General features: G+C 63.8%; 14 protein-coding genes. 6 read left to right on the top strand and 8 right to left on the bottom strand.

What is annotated here, in order from left to right; genetic code table 11:
- Positions 1–395: 395 nt before the first annotated feature.
- The 3 genes from AKJ09_RS09775 (at position 396) to AKJ09_RS09765 (ending at position 4833) form a co-directional block, all read left to right on the top strand.
- Complete coding sequence (locus AKJ09_RS09775; protein ID WP_146646930.1) at positions 396–3017, top strand: hypothetical protein; 2622 nt, start codon at positions 396–398, stop codon at positions 3015–3017.
- Positions 3018–3298: 281 nt separating this feature from the next.
- Entirely contained in the window at positions 3299–4177 is an 879-nt protein-coding gene (locus AKJ09_RS09770; protein WP_169927410.1) for a polysaccharide deacetylase family protein, read from the top strand.
- Between the two features lie 11 nt (positions 4178–4188).
- On the top strand, positions 4189–4833 hold the full coding sequence (locus tag AKJ09_RS09765) for a class I SAM-dependent methyltransferase (protein WP_146646928.1): 645 nt from the start codon (positions 4189–4191) through the stop codon (positions 4831–4833).
- A 22-nt stretch (positions 4834–4855) separates the two neighbouring features.
- Here the strand turns inward: AKJ09_RS09765 and AKJ09_RS09760 are convergent, their stop codons facing one another.
- The 5 genes from AKJ09_RS09760 to AKJ09_RS09740 form a co-directional block, all read right to left on the bottom strand.
- Positions 4856–6367 (bottom strand): efflux transporter outer membrane subunit, encoded by a 1512-nt coding sequence (locus tag AKJ09_RS09760; RefSeq protein ID WP_146646927.1) that lies wholly within the window; start codon positions 6365–6367, stop codon positions 4856–4858.
- Complete coding sequence (locus tag AKJ09_RS09755; protein ID WP_146646926.1) at positions 6364–9438, bottom strand: efflux RND transporter permease subunit; 3075 nt, start codon at positions 9436–9438, stop codon at positions 6364–6366. Before AKJ09_RS09755 ends, AKJ09_RS09760 begins: the two co-directional genes overlap by 4 nt.
- Positions 9435–12731 carry an efflux RND transporter permease subunit gene (locus AKJ09_RS09750; protein ID WP_146646925.1) on the bottom strand — a complete coding sequence of 1099 codons (3297 nt, stop codon included), beginning with the start codon at positions 12729–12731 and terminating at the stop codon, positions 9435–9437. The genes AKJ09_RS09755 and AKJ09_RS09750 overlap by 4 nt, the downstream gene beginning before the upstream one ends.
- Positions 12728–13939, bottom strand: a complete 1212-nt coding sequence (locus tag AKJ09_RS09745; protein ID WP_169927409.1) for an efflux RND transporter periplasmic adaptor subunit — start codon at positions 13937–13939, stop codon at positions 12728–12730. The genes AKJ09_RS09750 and AKJ09_RS09745 overlap by 4 nt, the downstream gene beginning before the upstream one ends.
- Positions 13940–14243: 304 nt before the next feature.
- On the bottom strand, positions 14244–15041 hold the full coding sequence (locus AKJ09_RS09740) for an SDR family NAD(P)-dependent oxidoreductase (protein ID WP_146646923.1): 798 nt from the start codon (positions 15039–15041) through the stop codon (positions 14244–14246).
- Between the two features lie 76 nt (positions 15042–15117).
- Here AKJ09_RS09740 and AKJ09_RS09735 point away from each other — a divergent pair, with 76 nt between their 5' ends.
- On the top strand, positions 15118–16029 hold the full coding sequence (locus AKJ09_RS09735; RefSeq protein WP_146646922.1) for a LysR family transcriptional regulator: 912 nt from the start codon (positions 15118–15120) through the stop codon (positions 16027–16029).
- A gap of 316 nt (positions 16030–16345) precedes the next feature.
- Complete coding sequence (locus AKJ09_RS09730) at positions 16346–16756, top strand: hypothetical protein (protein WP_146646921.1); 411 nt, start codon at positions 16346–16348, stop codon at positions 16754–16756.
- Between the two features lie 68 nt (positions 16757–16824).
- Here AKJ09_RS09730 and AKJ09_RS09725 read toward each other — a convergent pair whose 3' ends face one another.
- A complete protein-coding gene (locus AKJ09_RS09725; protein WP_275936615.1) occupies positions 16825–17634 on the bottom strand; it encodes a ferredoxin--NADP reductase in 810 nt (269 codons plus the stop codon).
- Between the two features lie 13 nt (positions 17635–17647).
- Positions 17648–17920 (bottom strand): hypothetical protein, encoded by a 273-nt coding sequence (locus tag AKJ09_RS09720; RefSeq protein ID WP_146646920.1) that lies wholly within the window; start codon positions 17918–17920, stop codon positions 17648–17650.
- Positions 17921–18168: 248 nt separating this feature from the next.
- Between AKJ09_RS09720 and AKJ09_RS09715 the strand changes: the two genes are divergently transcribed.
- Positions 18169–18510, top strand: coding sequence for a hypothetical protein (locus AKJ09_RS09715; RefSeq protein WP_146646919.1), 342 nt, complete (start codon positions 18169–18171; stop codon positions 18508–18510).
- Here the strand turns inward: AKJ09_RS09715 and AKJ09_RS09710 are convergent.
- Positions 18451–20043 carry a cation:proton antiporter gene (locus tag AKJ09_RS09710; RefSeq protein WP_146646918.1) on the bottom strand — a complete coding sequence of 531 codons (1593 nt, stop codon included), beginning with the start codon at positions 20041–20043 and terminating at the stop codon, positions 18451–18453. The genes AKJ09_RS09715 and AKJ09_RS09710 overlap by 60 nt on opposite strands.
- Between the last annotated feature and the right edge of the window lie 124 nt (positions 20044–20167).

Genomic DNA, 20167 nt, shown 5'->3' with positions numbered 1-20167 from the left:
CGCCGCGAAGTAGCGAAGCATCACCTCTCGAACGCCTACCGCGAGTGCAGTGGCGATCGTGTGCGAGGTCGAGGGTGCTGCCAACGGTTCGTCGCCCAACCGTCCGCGTGAAGCGCAGCGCGCGATGTCGAGGCTCGCTGGCAGTCCCGTGACGCGACAAGGCGACCGAAAGGTAGGGATAATCACGCTTGTTCGCAGACGCCAACATCACGACATCACTGGCGCTTGTGGACCGCGCCGTTCCGCATCCGTGATGACCGCGAGATCCAGCGGATGGAGATCGAGTGAGAGGATCTGGCCGTTCCGGCGTGGCCGTTTTCCGAGGTTTACGGTGCCAAACGAAGTGGCACGGGATGTGTAGAGGTGTGGGATAGCGCGCTCCTGGGAGGCTCGTCATGTTCCGTTCTCGAATCCTCGGTCTGGTCTCGATCGTCGTTCTCGCCGGTGTTGCCTGTGCGGCTCCGGAGGAGGAAGGCGACAGCAGCCAGGCAGCGGTCACGGAGCTGAAGGCCTATTGGGCGGACGCCAAGAAGCTCGATCTCGGTGATCTCTCACGCGTGGCCGTCGGCTTCGCGACCGACGAGTTGAACAACCAGATCTCGGGTCCGAACATCGGCGCTCGCTTCGACGCGCCCAACGTGTTCGCCGCCGCCGCCGAACCGAACCGCGTCCTTCCCGACGGCTCCGAGATCAAGGCACTCGATACGGTCGTCAGTGGTCTCGGCGCCCGCTTCGGCGAGAACGAGCTCGGCACGCAGGTCAACGCGGCGCGCCTCAAGCACCTTCAGAGCGGCGCGGACAAGTACTACGTCGAGTCAGGCTTCGCGCTCAACGCGGGCATCAACCACGGCTGGAGCTTCAGCGCGGGTGGCTTCGGCGGCAACGGCGTGGGCACGTCGCTCGGCTTCGACGCGGGGGTGGCGCTCTCCTCACGCGTCATCATCGCCGCAAGCGACGACAGGGTTCTCGATGTCCTCAAGGCTCCTCTCGCGAGCGTCAAGCAGATGCGCGGCTTCGTCTATCCGCGCTCGGCCGACGACATCCGCAAGATGAAGACGGGGGAGATGTTCGCCCTCCGTGGCAGCGGGAAGCTCGGTGGGAACTTCGGTCTCGGCGCTCCGCTCCTCGTCGCGGACCCCACCGGCAGTCTCGCTTACAGCGTCGTTCTTTCGGCGGGTGTGTCCAGCGTCATCAGCGGCCAGCTCGACGTCCAGCTCGTTCGCCTCGACGGCGACGAGGTCGTGGTCGACGTCGGCGTCGAGAACGGCAAGGGCGTCTCCTTCAATGCGGCGGTCACCGACGGCTTCGGAGTCAAGGGCATCTGCGAGGACAACGAGCGCTGTCTCCGTGCTCTCGAGTTCGGTGGCAAGAAGTTCGATTCCGCGAAGTACGTCGAAAAGGCAATCGAGCAGCGGCTCAATCAATATCTGACGTTCCAGGTTACGGCTGGCGCCGCCACGAACAGCAGCCGCGTGAGCCTCTCGCGTTTCCGCTTCCACCTCGACGGCGGCAACAAGGACGAGACCTCGCGTGCGCTCGAGCAAGCGCTCAAGTTCGACCTTCGCCTCGCGCAGGCGATCTACAACCGGGACCTCGGCGAGAGCGCCCCCGCGGTCGTCGTGGACTTCGATGCCGTTCGCGCCTCGACCACCTCGACGCGCAACTTCGGCTTCGAGCTGATGGGCATGAACGTCTACCACAACGCCGTGGTGAAGAACGAAGGCACCTTCGTTCTACAGACGCCCGATGGCGCGAAGAACATCCTCTGGGACACGCTCCAGAAGAGCGGTGGCTGGTTCCAGATGCAGCACGATCTCCGGCGCACGGGCGTCGCCGCCCAGACGCTCGACGCGAAGAACCCCGACGACTTCCGCAGCGAAGCGAATCTCTTCGTCCAGACCGTCGTGAGCGACAGTCACATGGACGACGACATGATCATCGACAACATCGACGGTCTCATCGGCGGCGTTGCCGGTCAGAAGGTCGTCGATGCTCTCGACACGATTGGCAACGACATGCAGCGCCTCGTCTGGGACGCCTGCCCGGTAGAGAAAGACGACTCGGGCAAGCCGCTCTACTGGGACGAGCAGTGCAACGTCAACCTGCTCGACGCGCCTTCGGACGCGGTCTGCAACAACCCGGCTTCCGCCAATCTGACGAACCCGGCGGCCACCCAGCGCTGCCAGATGAAGGCCTTGAAGGCGCAGGGACCGGGCGTGGTGGACGAGGCCATTCGCGACCTGCCCGACCAGTTCAAGGCACTCGTTCGCGACGCGGCGAACACGCGGCTGGCTCTCCAGACGGTCATGATCCACGACCGCGACGCCACGAACGGACCGAACGCATCGTTCTGTCTCGGTCTTCGCCTCGACGACAAGGCGCTCGACCTCCTCACCAAGCGCACGAAGGATCAGTACCTGGCGTCGCTGCGTGACTACCTCGCCAACGTCTATGCCGATCGCAATCTCGTTGGCAAAGGCACCTCGAAGGACGACGTCCGCGGCAAGGTCGACGAGAAGTGGGGCAAGCAGATGGGCAAGATGGCCGACGAGTTCGCCCGTCGCGCCGCCGCGTACCGCCTCATTGCCGACGCCGAAGCGCAGATTCCCCGCGTTCTGAGAGGGAAGCGCTACTCCTCGTTCCCGCTCGGTCTCCGCTTTGCGGTCGAGGGGCAGCAGGCAGGCGCCTACGAAAAGGCCATTCTCGTCTCGCCCGCCAGCGAGCGCGCCAAGGCCGCCGCCGCCCTCTTCGACGGCCTCAAGAGTGTCGCCGACGGCATCAGCGCCCCGCTCTATACCGAAGAGACCGCCACCTTCCCGTTCCTGGCGCTCGTCCCCTACGACAACCTCCAGGTCGGCATGGATATCGGCGCCGACGTGAAGAGCGATTTCTGGGTCAAGCGTGAGCGCTTCCTCACGGCGGGCTTCAAGAGCGCGAGCCAGACGGCCAAGGGCAAAGACGTCTCGCTCATCTCGGCGGGCATGTTCAGCCTCGACGCCATCGTGCAAGGCAACTGAGCCTCACACATCCGATATCGCCCGAAGGCCGGCAGCCCAGCGCTCGCCGGCCTTTTGGGCATGTCCGATTTGGCTGCGACCCGTATCCACGGGGGCCGACATGGCGCGATTGGTAGGTGCTGCGTCAATTGCCCAAGCGATTAAATTCGTCACGAGCGCCGAACGAAAACCGAGGGCGCTGGCCACGAACATCGATAGTGAGCGACTTTAAGGACGACGCCTTTCAGATTGAGGGGTCTCGCATCCCATCACTACCTCCCGAAGCCGAAGGGGCTGTCACGGTGTCGATCGACATCGAGGACTGGCACCAGCTCGTCGCTCGGAGGTTCTCTGGACGCTTGCCAGAGTGTTCCGTAAACGTCGAAACGCAAACCGACCAGATCCTCGAGATCCTCGATACCTGCGCCATACGCGCGACGTTTTTCGTTCTCGGCCTCGTGGCTCGCGCGAAGCCGGAACTCGTGCGTCGTATATCGGCGAGAGGTCATGAAATCGCGAGCCACGGAATGATCCACGTGCCGCTCACGCAGCTAGATCGCGCTCGCGTCCGCGCCGAGCTTCGAGACTCCAAGGCGCTGTTGGCCGACGTCAGCGGAACGAACGTCGTCGGGTTTCGTGCGCCGGAATTCTCCATCGTCGCGAGCAATCGTTGGGCACTCGACGAGATTGCGGCAGCTGGATATCGCTACGACTCCAGCATCTATCCTATCGCCCACCGTCGATATGGAATTCGTTCATTCTCGCGACGCCCGAGCCGACTCCAACTCGCGAGCGGACCGTTGTGGGAGCTCCCTCTCGGGACCGTTCCAACGCCGTTCGGAAACCTGCCAATCGCGGGCGGAGGTTACTACCGGATGTTGCCGACCGTCGTTCTCGAGTGCGCCATGCGTCTGCTCGCCGGCCGCCGAGAGCACACGATGCTCTACTTCCATCCGTATGAGTTCTCGACGTCACGTCTCTCGCTCGAACACGATGCCCTACCGACTTCTCCAGACGGGCGACTGATGGCCGAAGTCTGGCTCGCCCTCCAGGCCATCGGCCGTCATCATCTACGAAACCGTGCCGAACGGGCTTTTCGTGCGTCGCGCACAATTCGAAGTGTCGACCTCGTTGACGAATTGGAATCCACCGGTCTCAACCACGTTTCTCGCGCCGCATGAGGAGTCGTTCGATGGCTACGACGGATACCGTGCAACGTTACTGGAATACGAACGCCTCGACGTTCGACGCCCTCTACGAATCCGGAAGTGTCTTTGGCACTGCGTTCAATGCCACCTTCAGGCGAGCACTCTTCGAGCGCATTCATCTGGCCGCCAACGAAATTCAGAAGATCTCCGGAGCCACCGTGCTGGACGTGGGGTGCGGCTCTGGTCGAACGACGCTGCCGCTCGCGCGTGCAGGAGCGAAGCACGTGACAGGGGTCGATTTCGCGCCCGACATGATCGTGCTCGCCCGTCGGGCGGCCGAAAGGGCCCATCTCGGGGAGCGCTGCACGTTTCGAGTTGGCGACTTCGTGAAAGAGACGGGGCTTGGCCCGTTCGATTTCGTCACCGCGCTCGGCGTCTTCGACTACGTCGACGAGCCGGTACCTTTCCTCCGTAGGATGCTCGAGCTGTCGCGTCATGGCGCGCTGTTCTCGGCTCCGAAGCCGAGTCTCGTCCGCGCGAATCTGCGGAAGGCTCGCTACGGTCGGCACGGTGTTGACGTCCACTTCTACACCGAAGCCGACATCCGACGTCTGGCTTTGGAAGCTCACGCGTCGAGTGTGGAGATCTCGCCGATTGGCGCCGGCTACTTCGTCGCTTGTCGCCCCTAGCGCAAGTCCAACTCGGATTGAGTTAGTGCTCTTCTGGGCGTTTCGAGACTTCGCTCGTCGAGGGGAGCTCCGAGCGATCCCAGCCGCCGCCGAGGGCTTGGACCAAGTTCACGGCGGAGACCATCTGCTGGATTTGCAGGTTGACGAGCGTCTGCCGTGACGAGAGCAGGATTTGCTGCTGCGTCATCAGATTGAGATAAGGGTCGATGCCGGTTTCGTAGCGGGACCTCTCGAGGTCGAACGCTCGTTCGGCGAGGTTCACGACTTCCTTCTGCTTGTCGACCTCCTCGGAGAGAATGGCGGTCGTCGCGAGGAAGTCCTCGACCTGCTGGAAGGCGGTGAGCACGGTCTGCCGATAACCGGCGACCGTAGCGTTGTATTGGGCAATGTACTGATCGACGGTCGCGCGGCGGAGGCCGGCGTCGAAGAGCGGTTGGGAAATACTCGCCCCGATCGACCACACGAAGCTTGGCCAGGTGAAGAGCTTGGTCAGATCGGAGCTCGAGAATCCCGCGCTTCCCGTGAGCGTCAGGGCCGGAAAGAAGGCGGAGTAGCCGATGCCGATGATCGCGTTGGCCTGGGCCATGGCCCGTTCGGCTGCGGCGATGTCGGGACGGCGCTCGAGAAGTTGAGAGGGCATGCCCATGGGGATGGGAGGCGGCTTTCCGAGCAGCGAGCGCTTGGGAATCGAGAAGTCCGCGGCTGGCACGCCGAGGAGCGTCGCAATCGCGTGTTCGAGCTGTGCTCGAGCAATGCGCACGTTGATCGCCGCCACGCGCGAAGCCTCGAGGGTCTGCTCCGCCTGGACCACGGCCACCTCGGTGCCGATGCCCGTTTCGTAGAGCGATTGGTTCAACCGCAAGACCTTTTCATTGGTGTCGACGGTGGCGTCGAGGACTTCCTGCAGCGTATCCTGCCCGCGGATCTGGAAGAAGGTCTGGGCGAGCGTGGCTTGCTCCACGAGGCGTTGGCTCTCGAGATCGGCGGCGCTGATCTGCGCGCCGTACTGGAACTGCTTGACCGTGTTCTGCACGCGTCCGAACAAGTCGGGCGCCCACGACGCCTGTGCGGGAGCGGTGAACTGTGTCACGCGAAAGCCATTTCCGCCGTTGCTGCCTGCGGTGACACTGCCGACGCCGAACGTGCCGGAGGTATGGCTCATCGTCACGCCGGGGGCGGCGGTCACCGTGGGCCAGTAGCCCGCTTCCGCTTGACGGATCTGCGCACGCGCTGCGATGTAGAGCTCGAAGGCCTGCTTGATGTTGTTGTTGTCGAAGTTGAGCCGATCTTCGAGACCATCGAGCTCCGGCTCGCGGAAGACCTGCCACCACTTCCCGCGCAGCATCGCGTCCGACGGGCTGGCGACCTTCCACGTGCCGTGTGCATCGGTTGCCTCGTGCGTCGCCTCGTGCGTTTCCTTGTATGTCGACGCATTCGGCGTCGGGCCCTTGGGCTCGTGGTAGCGCGGGCCGATCCTGCAACCTGCGAGCAGCAGGAGGCTGGCCACGCAAAGGGCGCGTCGCGCCTTGCTCATGCCCGCCCTCGCCATCGATGGATACGCAGGCGCAGGTGGTCGAGATACAGGTACACGATCGGCGTCGTGTAGAGCGTGAGCAGCTGACTCATGATGAGGCCGCCCACGATGGCCGCCCCGAGCGGACGCCGCAGCTCGGAGCCGGTTCCCGTTCCGAAGGCGAGCGGCAGGGCGCCGAAGAGCGCCGCCATCGTGGTCATCATGATCGGCCGAAAGCGCAGCGTGCAGGCCTCGAAGATGGCATCTTCGGTGTTCTTGCCGTGCTCACGCTCGGCAACGAGCGCGAAGTCGATCATCATGATGGCGTTCTTCTTCACGATGCCGATCAGCAGAACGATGCCGATGATCGAGATGATGTTGAGGTCTCCTTTGAACAGGAGCAGCGTCAACATCGCGCCGACGCTCGCCGAGGGAAGCGTCGAGATGATCGTGATGGGGTGAATGAGACTTTCGTAGAGAATGCCGAGAACGATGTAGACAGCGAGAAGCGCGGTCACGATCAGAACGGGCTCGCTGCCGAGCGACTCCTGGTACGCCTGCAGTGTTCCCGAGAAGAAGCCATGGACCGAGGTCGGCATGTTGAGCTTCGTCTGCATCTGCTCGATGAGGCGCGTGGCGTCGCTGAGCGAGAGGTTCTCCGTGAGGTTGAACGACACCGTGACCGACGGAAAGAGTCCGGTGTGGTTGATGAGCAGCGGCGTCGTGTCGAGGCGCGTGTCCGAGACGGTCAGCAGCGGAACGGTGTCGTTGACCAGATTGTTGTTGGGTGACGTGAGGTACACGCTCTTCAGGCCTTCGGGGAACTGCGTGTATTCGCGGGCCAGCTCGAGAATGACGTAATACTGATTGAGCTGCGTGTAGATGACCGACGCCTGGGACTGTCCGAACGCCGCATACAGACTCGTGTCGATGGTCTGGGGCGTTTGGCCGACGAACGAGGCCCTCGTCCGGTCGTAGGTCAAAAAGGCCTTGAGGCCTCCGTTCTGCTGGTCGGAGCTCACGTCGAGGAGGCCGGGGATCTTCCTCATGCCGTCGAGCAAGGGGGGGCCCCACGTGGCGAGCTCTTGCGTGCTGTCGGCCTGGATCGTGTATTGGTACTGCGCGTTTCCGAGGCGCCCACCGATGCGAAGGTCTTGCGCGGGTTGCAGGAAGGCAGACGCCACAGGTAGCCGATTGAGCTGGCCGCGCAGGCGGTCGATGATGTGGGAAGCGTCGGCGTCGCGCTCCTCCAGAGGCTTGAGCGCAACGAAGATGAACGCGCGATTCCCCGCGCTGGTGAACGCGTTCGCGTGGGCCACGGCCGAGTCTTTCTGGATGACGTCGACGAGCGCTTTGACCGACGCGTCCATCGCTCCGAACGAGGTATCCATCGGCCCGATGACGGCCCCCGTGATGACGCCCGTGTCTTGTTGGGGAAAGAATCCCTTCGGCACGTGGACGACCAGCACGCCGTTGAGGACGATCGTGACGATGAGAACGAACAGCACGATGGACCGGTTCGACATCGCCCACGTGAGCGTGCGTCGGTAGCCGGCGAGCATGGCGTCGAAGCCCCGCTCGCACATGCGAAAGAACCATCCTTGTTTGATGTCCTTCTCGGGCTTCAAGAGATACGCGCACATCATCGGCGTCGTGGTCAACGAGATGACCATCGAGATCAAGATGGCGGTGGAGATGGTGACGGCGAATTCGCGGAACAACCGCCCGACCAGGCCGCCCATCGCGAGAATGGGAATGAAGACGGCGATGAGCGAAATGCTGATCGTGAGAACCGTGTAACCGATCTCGCCGGCGCCCTTGAGCGCGGCATCGAAGGGCTTCATTCCCGCTTCGAGGTAGCGCGAAATGTTCTCCATGACGACGATCGCGTCGTCGACGACGAACCCCGTGGCGATCGTGAGCGCCATGAGCGAGAGGTTGTCGAGGCTGTAGTCGAACAGGTACATCGCCCCGAACGTGCCGACGAGCGACGTGGGAACGGCAACGCTCGGAATGATGGTCGCGCGCGGATTGCGCAGGAACACGAACACCACGGCCACGACGAGGATGACCGAGAGCACGAGGGACTTCTCGACGTCGTGGACCGATGCGCGGATGGTCGTCGTTCGATCGAGTACGATCGTGGTGTTGATTCCTGCGGGAATCGAGGCCTCGAGCGAGGGGACGGCGGCGCGCAGTCGATCGACGGTCTCGATGATGTTGGCGCCGGGCTCGCGGTAGATGATGATGGTGACGGCGGGCTTGCCATCCATGTAACCGGCATTGCGGATGTCCTGGACGCTGTCGGTGACGGTGGCGACGTCGGACAGGCGCACGGCTGTCCCGTTGTTCGTGCCGATGATGATCGGGCGATAGTCCTCGGCGCGGGAAATCTGCCCGTTCGTGATGATGTCGGCGGTCGTGGCGCCGTCGGTGATCTGCCCGCGGGCAACGTCCGAGTTCTGCAGCCTCAGGACGGACTGGATGTTCTGGAGGGAGAGCCCGTAGCTGTTGAGCTGCGTCGGATTGACCTCCACGCGGACGGCGGGATACGACGAGCCGCCGATCGTGACCTGGCCCACGCCCCGCACTTGCGAGATGCGCTGCGCCATGACCGTGGAGGCATAGTCGTACAGCTGGCCGCTGCCGAATACGTCCGACGTCAGGCTCATGATGAGAATGGGCGAATCGGCAGGATTGACCTTTCGATACGTGGGATTCGCCGGGAGGTTGGCGGGCAAATAGGTTCGTGCCGCGTTGATGGCGGCCTGAACGTCGCGCGCGGCACCGTCGATATTGCGCTTCAGATCGAATTGCAGCGTGATGGTCGTGGTTCCGAGCTGACTGCTCGACGTCATCTCCGTGATCCCGGCGATGTGACCTAGCTGCCGTTCGAGCGGCGTCGCTACAGTCGCCGCCATGATCTCCGCGCTCGATCCCGGAAGGCTGGCGGCGACGGTGATGGTGGGAAAGTCCACCTGGGGAAGGGGAGAGACGGGAAGCACCTCGAATGCGACGAACCCCGCGATCAGGATCGCGAACGTCAGCAACGTGGTTGCGACGGGTCGGCGGATGAATCTCTCGGAGATCATCCTGCAGGTTGCTTTCGTCGGCCGAGCTTGCTGGCGATGCGATCGAAGAAGATGTAGATGACCGGCGTGGTGTACAGCGTGAGCGCCTGGCTCACGAGCAGGCCGCCGACCATGGCGATCCCGAGCGGATTGCGGAGCTCGGAGCCGTACCCGCGACCGACGGCGAGCGGCAAGCCGCCGAGGAGCGCCGCCATCGTCGTCATCATGATCGGACGAAAGCGGAGCAGGCAGGATTCGTAGATCGCCTCGGTCGAGCTCCTTCCCTGCGTTCGCTCCGCCTCGAGCGCGAAGTCGACCATCATGATGCCGTTCTTCTTCACGATGCCGATGAGCAGGATGATGCCGATGATGGCGACGACGCTCAGGTCCTTCCCGAAGACGATGAGCGCGAGGAGTGCGCCCACGCCTGCGGAGGGCAGCGTGGAGAGGATCGTCACGGGGTGGATGAAGCTCTCGTAGAGAACGCCGAGGACGATGTAGACGATGACGAGGGCCGCGATGATGAGGAGGCCCTCGTTCGCGAGCGACGCCTGGAAGGCCGCGGCCGTGCCCTGGAACTGGGACTGCATCGCGGGCGGGAAATGCAGGTCACGCGCGACCTCGTCGATCTTCGATATCGCCGTGCCGAGCGACGCTTTCCTCGCCAGGTTGAACGATACGGTGACCGCCGGAAACTGGCCCTGATGGTTGATCGAGAGCGGGTGGGTGGTCATCGTGAGCTTCGCAATGGCGTTCAAGGGAACAGCATTGGCGAACTGCGTGACCGTGGGAGTGTTCGGGCTCGACGCCCCACCCGTGTTCGACGAAGGCGGGCTCAGTGCGGTGACGACCGGCGTGAGGATTCCCGTCTTCGCCGTCGGCGTGAAGAGAACCGGGGTCGTGAGCGCATTCGTGCCGGCCGCCTGTGAGCCCGAGTTCGCGAAGCTGTTGACGACGTTCTGGCCCGTCGCGTTCGACGAAGCGCCGGCTTGCATGAAGATGTTGCGCAGTTGCAGTGGCCCCGTTTGGAACTCGGGCAATGCCTCGAGCACCACGTGGTACTGATTCGACTGCGTGTACATCGTATTGATCTGACGCTGGCCGAACGAGTCGTAGAGCGTATTGTCGACCGTCGACGGCGAGAGACCCACGCGCGATGCCGTCACCCGGTCGATCTCGACGAACGCCGCTAGCCCTCCTGGCTGCTCGTCGGTAGCAACGTCGGTGAGGTCGGGGATTTGCTTGAGGCGCTCGACGAACTTGGTGCTCCACGTGCTGAGCGCGACGGGATCGGGATCTTCGAGGCTGTACTGGTATTGCGTTCGACTCACCCGATCGTCGACGGTGATGTTCTGCACCGGCTGCATGTAGAGAGTGATGTCCTTCACCTCGCGCTCGAGCTCGGGTTTGAGCCGGTGGATGACGTCGGCGGCGCTGACGTCGCGCTCGTCGAGAGGCTTGAGATTGATCGAGAAGCGCCCGCTGTTGAGCGTGGTGTTCGTGCCGTCCGGCCCGATGAACGACGACAAACTCTCCACCGCCGGATCTCGCAGGATCACCTTGGTGAGCTGCCGGTGGCGTTCGGACATCGCGGCGAACGACACCGTCGGCGACGTCTGCGACACGCCCTGGATGACCCCGGTGTCTTGGATGGGGAAGAATCCCTTTGGGATGAAGTAATAGAGGGCGCCGGTGAGCACGACCGTGCCGAGCGCCACGAACAGCGTGAGCGTTTGATGCGCCAGGACCACCCTCAGAGTGCGTCCGTAGAAGGCGATCATCCGTTCGAAGATCCCTTCGGACCAGCGATAGAACTTGCTCTGCTCGGCCTCGGTGGTGTGGCGCAAGATGCGCGACGCCATCATCGGCGTGAGCGTCAGCGACACCACGGCCGAGATGACGATGGTCACTGCGAGCGTGACGGCGAACTCGCGGAAGAGGCGTCCGACCACGTCGCCCATGAAGAGCAGCGGCACGAGGACGGCGATGAGCGACACGGTCAGCGACACGATCGTGAAGCCGATCTGCTCCGCGCCTTTGAGTGCGGCCTCGAGTGGCGAATCGCCCGCTTCGAGGTAGCGCGAGATGTTCTCGATCATGACGATGGCGTCGTCGACGACGAAACCCGTCGAGATCGTGAGCGCCATGAGCGAGAGGTTGTCGAGGCTGTAGCCGAGCAAATACATCGCGCCGAACGTGCCGACGAGCGACAGCGGCACGGCGACGCTCGGAATGATCGTCGCGCGCAGGCTCCGCAAGAAGACGAAGATGACCAAGACGACGAGCACCACGGTCAGCATCAACTCGAGCTCGACGTCGTGAATCGACGCCTTGATGCCCGTCGTGAGGTCGGTCAGCTTCGTGACGTGGAAGCCCGCGGGGAGGTTGGCCTCGAGCTGCGGCAGAACCTTCTCGATCTGCTGCACGACGGCGATCGTGTTCGCGCCCGGCTGCCTCTGGATGTTCACGATGATGGCCGGCGTCTCGTTCATCCACGCGGCCTGGAGATTGTTCTCGGCTCCGTCGATGACGCGCGCGACGCTGCGGAGGAACACCGGAGCGGCATTTCGATAGGCAACGACGACGTCCTCGTAATCGGCACTCGTCTTCAGCTGATCATTGGCATCGATTTGGTAGCTCTGGCGCGGTCCGTCGAAGCTTCCTTTCGCGGCATTGGCGCTCGTTTGCGTGAGCGCAGTGCGCAGTGCCTCCATGTCGATGCCATAGGAGGAGAGCGCAATGGGATTGGCTTGGATTCGTACAGCGGGCTTCTGTCCGCCGCTGAGCCGTACGAGGCCCACGCCGCTCAATTGCGAGAGCTTCGGCGCGAGTCGGGTATCGACGAGGTCTTGGACCTGCGGAAGCGGTAGCGTGTCCGAGGTGATGGCGAGCGTCATGACCGGCGCGTCGGCCGGATTCGTCTTGTTGTAGATAGGGGGCGTTGGAAGGTTCGACGGCAGGTAGCTTTGGGCCGCATTGATCGCCGCCTGCACCTCCTGTTCGGCCACGTCGATGTTCAGCGAAAGCACGAATTGAAGGACGATGACCGAGATGCCCCCGGCACTCGTCGAGGTCATCTGACGGAGACCTTGCATCTGGCCGAACTGCCGCTCGAGCGGCGCCGTCACCGTGGTGGAGGTGACCTCGGGGCTTGCGCCCGGATAGAAGGTCACGACCTGCACGGTGGGGTAGTCGACCTGGGGCAGCGCGGAGACCGGCAGCTGCCCGTAGGCCACGATGCCGGCGAGCATGATCGCCGCCATCAAGAGCGACGTCGCGACCGGACGTTGGATGAACGGACGAGAGGGGCTCACGGCGGCGTGCTCTGCTTTTCTGCGGAGCCGCGCGCTGCGACTGCGCTTCCGATGGTGACGGCGGCCCCGTCACGGAGCTTGTCGAAGCTGCTGTTCGCCACGATCGCGCCGGGGCCGATTCCCTCGACGATTTGTGTGGTCTCGCCCTCGACAACCCCCGTCTTCACGGATTTGATCTGGGCCTTCGAGTTCTCGATCACGTACACGAACGTCTTGGTGCCGTCGTGCTGGACCGCCGAAGATGGCACGATGGTCGCTCCTTCGAGCGTGCGGACGAGCAGCCGCGTATTGACGAACTGATTCGGAAAGAGCTCCTCGCTCTTGTTGTCGTATTGCGCACGGAGCTTCACCGTGCCGGTGGTCGTGTCGATCTGGTTGTCGATCGTGATGAGTGTTCCGGTGGCAAGTCTCTTCGTGCGCGCGCGGTCGTAGGCCTCCACCACGAGCGTCGAGCCTGCGCGCGTCTGCTCGAGCACGTCGGTGAGAGCGTCTTCCGAGAGCGTGAAGACGACGGATATGGGCTGGAGCTGGGTGATGACGGCGAGAGTCGTGGTGCTCGCGGTATTGACGATGTTGCCCGGATCGACGAGTCGCAGGCCGACACGCCCGGCGAAGGGAGAGGTGATGTGGCAGAAGTCGAGCTGGACCTGGGCCGCAGCGACGAGGCCTTCGTCGTTCATGACCGTGCCCTCGGCCTGTTTGACGATCTTCTCCTGGTCCTCGAACTGTTGTCGCGCGATGGCGTTCTTGGCCCAGGCTGCACGAAAGCGATCGAGGTCCATCTTGGCCTGGGCGAGGATCTGTCGATCGCGCTCGAGGGCGCCCTGCGCCTGGAGCAAAGCTGCTGCGAACGGGCGCGGATTGATCTCGATCAGAGGAGTGCCCGCTTTGACGTGCTGTCCTTCCTTGTAATGGACCGTGATGACCTGCCCGTTGACCTGGCTGTTGATGAGCGCCGTGTGGATGGGAGTCACGATGCCGATCGCATCGCGGTAGACCGGAACGTTCGCGCGCTGCGCCGTCGCTGCCGCGACCGTCGTCGGCGGGGGCGCAACATGGCGCACCTTGCTCTTGTCGGCGCGCAGGACCCAATAGAGGAGTCCGGCGGAGACAAGGACGACGACGCCCCAGATCAGGAACCGACGCTTGCTTCGCGGCGGAGCCGAATCACGCGGCGGACTGCCGGTGGTATCGATGGGAAGGTCCATCGTTAGCTCGAGTGCTCGGACCGCGGGGGCGAGCATCAACCATGCCGGTGGATGCCGCGCGTACCGATCACCGAGACGCCGCCGTCCGTACGCATCGACGCTCGACGCACCGATCCAAACCGCCCTCGATGTGGCGGTTCAGCACGAGCCGTGGCTCGGAGGTGTTACAGCGCAACGCGGTTGCGCTGATTGAATAGTCAAACGGAGTTCGCGACAGACTTGTGCGGTCCACGCAAGTGGTCGCCGCAGTAGGGGGCTCCATGCCTTTGCGGCGCGGGAAGCGTGCTGCGCCGAGTCGCTGCCTTCAGCCGACTTGGTACCGGGCTGCGGGCTTGGTCGACGAGAGGTGTTTGGACATTTCGAGCCGCGCCGCTTCGTAAGAAGTCCATTCGCGCTCGTCGGGGAGGGAAGGGATGGTGACGACCTCGCCGCGGTCGAGGCCTGCGAGGGCGGCGTCGACCATGTCCTCGGCGGTCATCACGATCTCCTTCGGGAGGTGCTTTACCGGAAGGCCCGCGATGTCCCAGAACTCGGTCGCCGTTGCTCCCGGAAGCACCGCCTGAACGCGCACGCCCTTGGCGCCGACCTCGTGTTGCAAAGACTGGGTGAACGCGAGAACGAACGCCTTCGTTCCCCCGTAGACGCCGTTCAACGTCTCGGGCGAGATGGCGACGATCGAGGAGATGTTCACGATCGTGCCCGCCCCTCGTTCGACGAAGCGCGGCACCACTGCGTAGGAGAGGCGCGTCAACGCTTTGACGTTCAGATCGATCATCGCCTCCATCTTGTCGACTTCGGAGTCGACGAGCTTCGACGCCGCGCCGACGCCCGCGTTGTTGACCAGGAGCGAGATGCGCGCGTCCTCGCGCAAGACCTTCTCGACGGCACGGAGACCCTCCGCTCGTCCGAGGTCGGCCGGGAGGAGCTCCACCGGAACGGAGGCGACCTTCGCGATGCGCTGTGCGACCGCGCGAAGGCGCTCCTCGTTGCGGGCGACGAGGACGAGGCCGTAACCGCGGCGGGCGAGGCGCTCGGCATAGATGGCGCCGATGCCCGAAGAGGCTCCCGTGACGAGGGCAAAGTTCGGATTCGAGGTGCTCATGGAGTGGACTTTGGCCTTTGCCGGTTGGTCCGAGTAGCAGTTGCTGCGCCATAACATTCATGCGATTTCCGTATGAATGGACCTGCTCGAGGGCATCCGGATCTTCCGCCGCGCCGCGGAGCTGGGCTCGTTTTCAGCCGCGGCGAAGGACCTGAAGAGCACGCAGCCCTCGGTGAGCCGTGCCATCGCCGCGCTCGAGGAAGAGCTCGGGGTCCAGCTCTTTCGCCGTTCCACGCGGAGCCTTCGGCTCACGACGGAAGGAGAGAAGCTGCTCGCGGGTTCCCAAGACGTTCTCGTGCGTGTCGACGAAATGGTGGCGGCCGTTCGCGGCGAGAAGCGCTCGCTCGAAGGTCCGATCCGCATTGCAGCCTCGATCTCCCTCGGCCGCCTCATGCTCACCGGTCTCATCGACCGCTTCACCAAGGCGCACCCTCGGGTCGATTTCCAATTTCGTCTTTCGGATGGCCAGGTCGACCTCATCGAGGAGAACATCGACGTGGCCATTCGTATGGGCCATCTCAAGGACAGCGCGCTACGCGCCCTTCGCGTCGGCACGAGCCGCATTCGCCTCTACGCCGGTCGCGCGTATCTGAAGGCGCGTGGTCGCCCCAAGACCATCGACGACCTGCGCCGCCACCGGCTCGTGTTCTTCACGCGACGCTCGACGCAACCGGTGTGGAACCTCACCGGCGAAAGGGGCGAGCTCGTCCGTTTCGCATTCAAACCGTATTTCGAAACCGACGGCATCGACATGGTCCGCGAGGCTGTCGTCCAAGGCGTCGGCATCTCGCTCCTTCCCTCGTGGATGCTGATTGAGCCCGAGGCCGATCGCGTCGTCGAGCGCCTGCTCACCGCCCACACCACGGAAGACGTTCCCTTGCATGCGGTGACCACCGCCGGCCGCGAGTACTCCATCAAACAGCGGGCGTTCGTCGACTTTCTCCGCAAAGAATTCGACGCTCTCGAGTCGATATCTCTGAACGGCTGAGACCTTCGTCAGCGAAGCGGCGCACCATCCGTTGCTGTCCCGTGATGCCGAGGCGGTCGTGCATGTGCTTCGCCTCAGTTCTGATCATGCGGGTCGCGGGGAAGGGATTCCCTTAGTCCGCGCAGCCGTGCTCTCGAGACTCCTGGCGAGACTTGTTGCCTCGTCGTGTTCAATCGAGTTGAAGGTCGTTTCGACATTTGGTTGGGTATCAAACCAATGTGCGTCGCCGGTAATCCGCGATGACGGGAGCCCGTTGATCGTGGTGGCGTCGCGATACGCAACGGCGCCTAAAGAGCGAGAAGCAGCGGGACGAGGAATGGACGACGGGCCTATCGCGAACGAAGTCGAAGCGCTCTTGCGCGATCGAATCGAATCGCTGGAGCAGCTCGAGCTTCTGCTTCTGCTTCGCGAACACGCGAGCGAGAGCTGGCTGCCTTCGAAGGCAGGGGTAGAGCTCGGTCTCGCGGAGCCAATGGCGACGCAGGCGCTCGAGCACCTCGTTCGAGGTGGGCTGATCGTCGAGCGCTCGACCGAGAGTGGTCGCGCATTCCGTTACGCACCGATCTCCGCGGCGCTCGTCGAGGCCGCCGGTGAGCTCGCGCGGGCCTATACCGAACGACGCGGCGAAGTGATGAGACAGCTCAGCGCCAACGCCGTTGCTCGCGTGCGAGCCGCCGCCTCGAGGATGTTCTCGTACTCGTTTCTGACGGCCAGAAAGAGGGACTGACCCCCATCGATCGCCGTCACGGTCGACGAGCGGGGTGAACGATCCGCTCGTCGCCCGCTTGCTCGGCGCTACTTGATGGCGAAGGCTTTTTCGATCAGGTAGTCGCCGGGTTCGCCGCTGTTGCCTTCCTGGAAGCCGCGCGCCTCGAGCAAGGCCGACGTCTCCTTGAGCATCTCGGGGTTGCCGCAAAGCATGATGCGGTCGCTGGCGGGGTCGAGCGGCGGGAGGCCGAGATCTTCGTTGGCGCGGCCCGAGGAGAGGAGGTCCGTGATGCGGCCCATCGTGCGGAAGGGCTCGCGCGTGACGGACGGGTAGTAGACGAGACGCGGGCGAATGAGCTCGCCGAGCTCGTCGTGCGACGGCAGCTCGTGCTCGAGGAAGCGCGCGTAGGCGAGGTCGTCGACGTTACGGCACGTGTGCGTGAGCACCACGCGGTCGAAGCGTTCGTACGTCTCCGGATCCTTCACGACGCTGAGGAACGGCGCGAGGCCGGTGCCCGTGGCGAGGAGCCAGAGCGTCTTGCCATCGCGAAGGTTGCCGACGGTGAGCGTGCCGGTGGGGCGCTTGCCGACGAGCACCGTGTCGCCGACTTTGACGTGCTGCAGGCGCGACGTGAGCGGACCGTCTTCCACCTTGATGGAGAAGAACTCCAACGTCTCTTCGTAGTTCGCGCTGGCCATCGAGTAGGCGCGCGTGAGCGGTTGCCCACCGACCTCGAGACCCATCATGACGAACTGACCGTTGGCGAAACGGAAGCCGGCGCTGCGTGTACAGCGGATCGTGAAGAGACGATCCGTCCAGTGGTGGACGTCGAGAATGCGTTCGGCCGTGTACTTGGATGACCAGCTGGGAGCGGAGATCGAAGTGGTGTTCATCATGGGACTTCGGAGATTACGAGACGAGTCGCGGGTGACCGGCGGTGACGGAGGCTAGCGCATCGGCGGACTTCGCGGAGGAATGCTCCACCATTTCTGTAAGTGCGCGCTTCAGGTTGTCGACGGAGCTAGCACGTAGCGCGAGGGGTAGGGAGTCGTCTCTCGCCGTTTCGACGAGAAGCTCGAGCGCCCTTGCCAGCAAATACGACGCCCGTGCTTCGTCACGGGCACGTTGTTCGAGCTCGGCCTCGAGCTCGGCGAGGTTGTGGCAAGCGAAGGCATGAAGCACTGGGGCATCGCTACATGCTCCGGCGAGCGCAAAGATGCACAGCCCTTCGACGAGAGCGAGTCACGGAGCGCACGCGCTGCGCGATGGTCACCGCGATGAAACGCGTCGTTGCCGGCCGTCGACGGTGCTCGCCACCTTTCGTCGGTCAGGCACCGTTTCTGCTGGTCCATTCCGCAAACGCTGGACGACCCTAGCTCAATTGAAGATGAATTTCAATGTCATCATGCGTCCGCTACAATGACGGTGAAATGGCCTCCGCCGCTGAGGAACTCGAAGCTCTGCTCACGTCGATCGTGGTGCCGCTCGTCGCGATCGACAGCGCGACGTTGTACGTGGTCACGGCGTCGTCCACCCGCGTGCATCTTCATCTCGCGGGAGCCTATTCGGGCTGTCCGGGCAACGCCTTCGTCGAGCGCACGGTGCTCGCGCCTCTGGTGAAGCAGATCTTCCCGAGCGCGGAGCTCTGCGTCAGCTCCGGGGTGCCGATTCCGCCGAACGCCAAGCTTCTTGGCGCCAACGTCGAGAGCGCGTCACGACGCGGGGCGCTCGATCGTGGGCCGGATGCGAGCGTCGGCGGTCAACTCGAGTAGGTCGATCTCTTCTTCCAGAACGTGGAACGCGTCGTCGCCGATGACGCGACGGGCGCGTAGCTCGGTGAGCGCGTCACGTTGAGCCATCACCGCGCGCCGCTGGAGGGCAGCGACGCTGCCAGCTTCGTCACTCTCGGACTCGAGCCGTACGCGCGCTTCGCCTGCGTGCAAACGCGCCTCGTATTCGCGACGGAGCATGTCTGCGGAGTGCGAACTGGACTCCGACGTTTCGATCACGCGCAACGCCGCGCGAGCGGTTTCGGCGCGCGCGACGTCGATTTCGCGTTCCACGATGCCGTTGTCGCGCAATTCGAGTCCCCTCATGAGTGGACGCAACGTGGACCCCTGGAGCACCAGTGTGGTCAGCACGACGCAGAACGCGGAGAAGATGATGAGGTCGCGATACGGAAACGACGGTGATCCGTTCGGCAGCGCCAGCGCCGTTGCCAGCGTGACGATGCCGCGCATTCCACACCACGAGGCGAGGACGTCACTGCCTGGAGGAGGCACCATGTCGGACCCTCGCCGAGGCCCGAACCGACGAACCGTCCAGCGCGCTGCTGCGGAATAGGTCAGGATCCAGACGACGCGAACGAGAATCACGGCCGCGCAAACGGCGCCGGCGGTGAGAGCGTAGACGCGCCATTCGTCACCGTGGACGCGAGAGAGAATCGCCCGCAATTGCAGGCCGATCATGACGAAGGCGAGCACGTTCAAGACGAGCACCGCGACGTCCCAAACGGCGTACGAGGCAATGCGATGTCTGGCGCTCATGCGGCCTGCCATGCGCTGGGCCACCGTCATGGCGAACGATACGACGGTGATGATCGCCGACAGACCGATGCGTTCGGCAATCATCCACACCGCGAACGTGCCCACGAACTGCAGGAGCACGTTGATGGAGACGTCGTGCACGCGGCGCACGCAATAAATCTGGAGGCGCGCGAGCAACCACCCGACCACGACGCCGCCTCCACACGTGAGGAGGAGCATGGGTACCACCTTCCAGGCGGAAAATGCACCCGTCACCGCCGCTCCGACGGCGATGCGATAGATGAGCAGCGACGACGCATCGTTGAAGAGGCTCTCGCCCTCGAGGACCACGAGGAGCTGATGCGGAGGCTGGAGCTTTCGCAGGACGGCGGTGGCCGCGGAGGCGTCGGGAGGCGCGACGATGGCCCCGAGCGCGATGGCGGCCGCCCAACCCATTTCGGGGACGACGATGCGTGCCGACACGGCGACGGCCATGACGGTCAGGACCACCATCACCACGGCCAAGCTCAAGACCGGCCCGAGGTTCTTCTTCAGGTCACGTGGTGAGGCGTCGTACGCGGCGTCGAGCAACGTCGGCGCGACGAACAGGGCGAGCGCCAGCTCCGGATCGAGCTCCACGCCCGGTGCCCCTGGCACGAGCGCGATGAGCGTTCCCACGAGCGCCAAAAGCGCGGGGTAGGGGATCCCGACGCGATCCGACCAGATCGTGCCGAGCGCACCGACGAACAGCAAGCCGATCACGAGCTCGAAGAGGATCATGGCGTTCTCTGGCCGTACCTCTACCGGTGTTTCGTCACGGATGCACCCACTGCGCCCATGCGCTACCCACGGCTCGAGCTCACTCGACGCCTGGGACCCACGCCGAGCCATGACGAATGGTCTG

This window comes from Labilithrix luteola, from assembly GCF_001263205.1.
Taxonomy (GTDB): Bacteria; Myxococcota_A; Polyangia; order Polyangiales; family Polyangiaceae; genus Labilithrix; species Labilithrix luteola.
This window is presented reverse-complemented; position numbering and strand designations above follow the sequence as displayed.

What these genes read in the sequence shown, in the direction of transcription:
- AKJ09_RS09725 (WP_275936615.1), bottom strand. Translation starts at nt 17,634, where the DNA reads ATGATGAACACCACTTCGATCTCCGCTCCCAGCTGGTCATCCAAGTAC.
- AKJ09_RS09735 (WP_146646922.1), top strand. Translation starts at nt 15,118, where the DNA reads ATGGACCTGCTCGAGGGCATCCGGATCTTCCGCCGCGCCGCGGAGCTG.
- AKJ09_RS09710 (WP_146646918.1), bottom strand. Translation starts at nt 20,043, where the DNA reads ATGATCCTCTTCGAGCTCGTGATCGGCTTGCTGTTCGTCGGTGCGCTC.
- AKJ09_RS09745 (WP_169927409.1), bottom strand. Translation starts at nt 13,939, where the DNA reads ATGGACCTTCCCATCGATACCACCGGCAGTCCGCCGCGTGATTCGGCT.
- AKJ09_RS09765 (WP_146646928.1), top strand. Translation starts at nt 4,189, where the DNA reads ATGGCTACGACGGATACCGTGCAACGTTACTGGAATACGAACGCCTCG.
- AKJ09_RS09730 (WP_146646921.1), top strand. Translation starts at nt 16,346, where the DNA reads ATGGACGACGGGCCTATCGCGAACGAAGTCGAAGCGCTCTTGCGCGAT.
- AKJ09_RS09760 (WP_146646927.1), bottom strand. Translation starts at nt 6,367, where the DNA reads ATGAGCAAGGCGCGACGCGCCCTTTGCGTGGCCAGCCTCCTGCTGCTC.
- AKJ09_RS09775 (WP_146646930.1), top strand. Translation starts at nt 396, where the DNA reads ATGTTCCGTTCTCGAATCCTCGGTCTGGTCTCGATCGTCGTTCTCGCC.
- AKJ09_RS09740 (WP_146646923.1), bottom strand. Translation starts at nt 15,041, where the DNA reads ATGAGCACCTCGAATCCGAACTTTGCCCTCGTCACGGGAGCCTCTTCG.
- AKJ09_RS09755 (WP_146646926.1), bottom strand. Translation starts at nt 9,438, where the DNA reads ATGATCTCCGAGAGATTCATCCGCCGACCCGTCGCAACCACGTTGCTG.
- AKJ09_RS09715 (WP_146646919.1), top strand. Translation starts at nt 18,169, where the DNA reads ATGGCCTCCGCCGCTGAGGAACTCGAAGCTCTGCTCACGTCGATCGTG.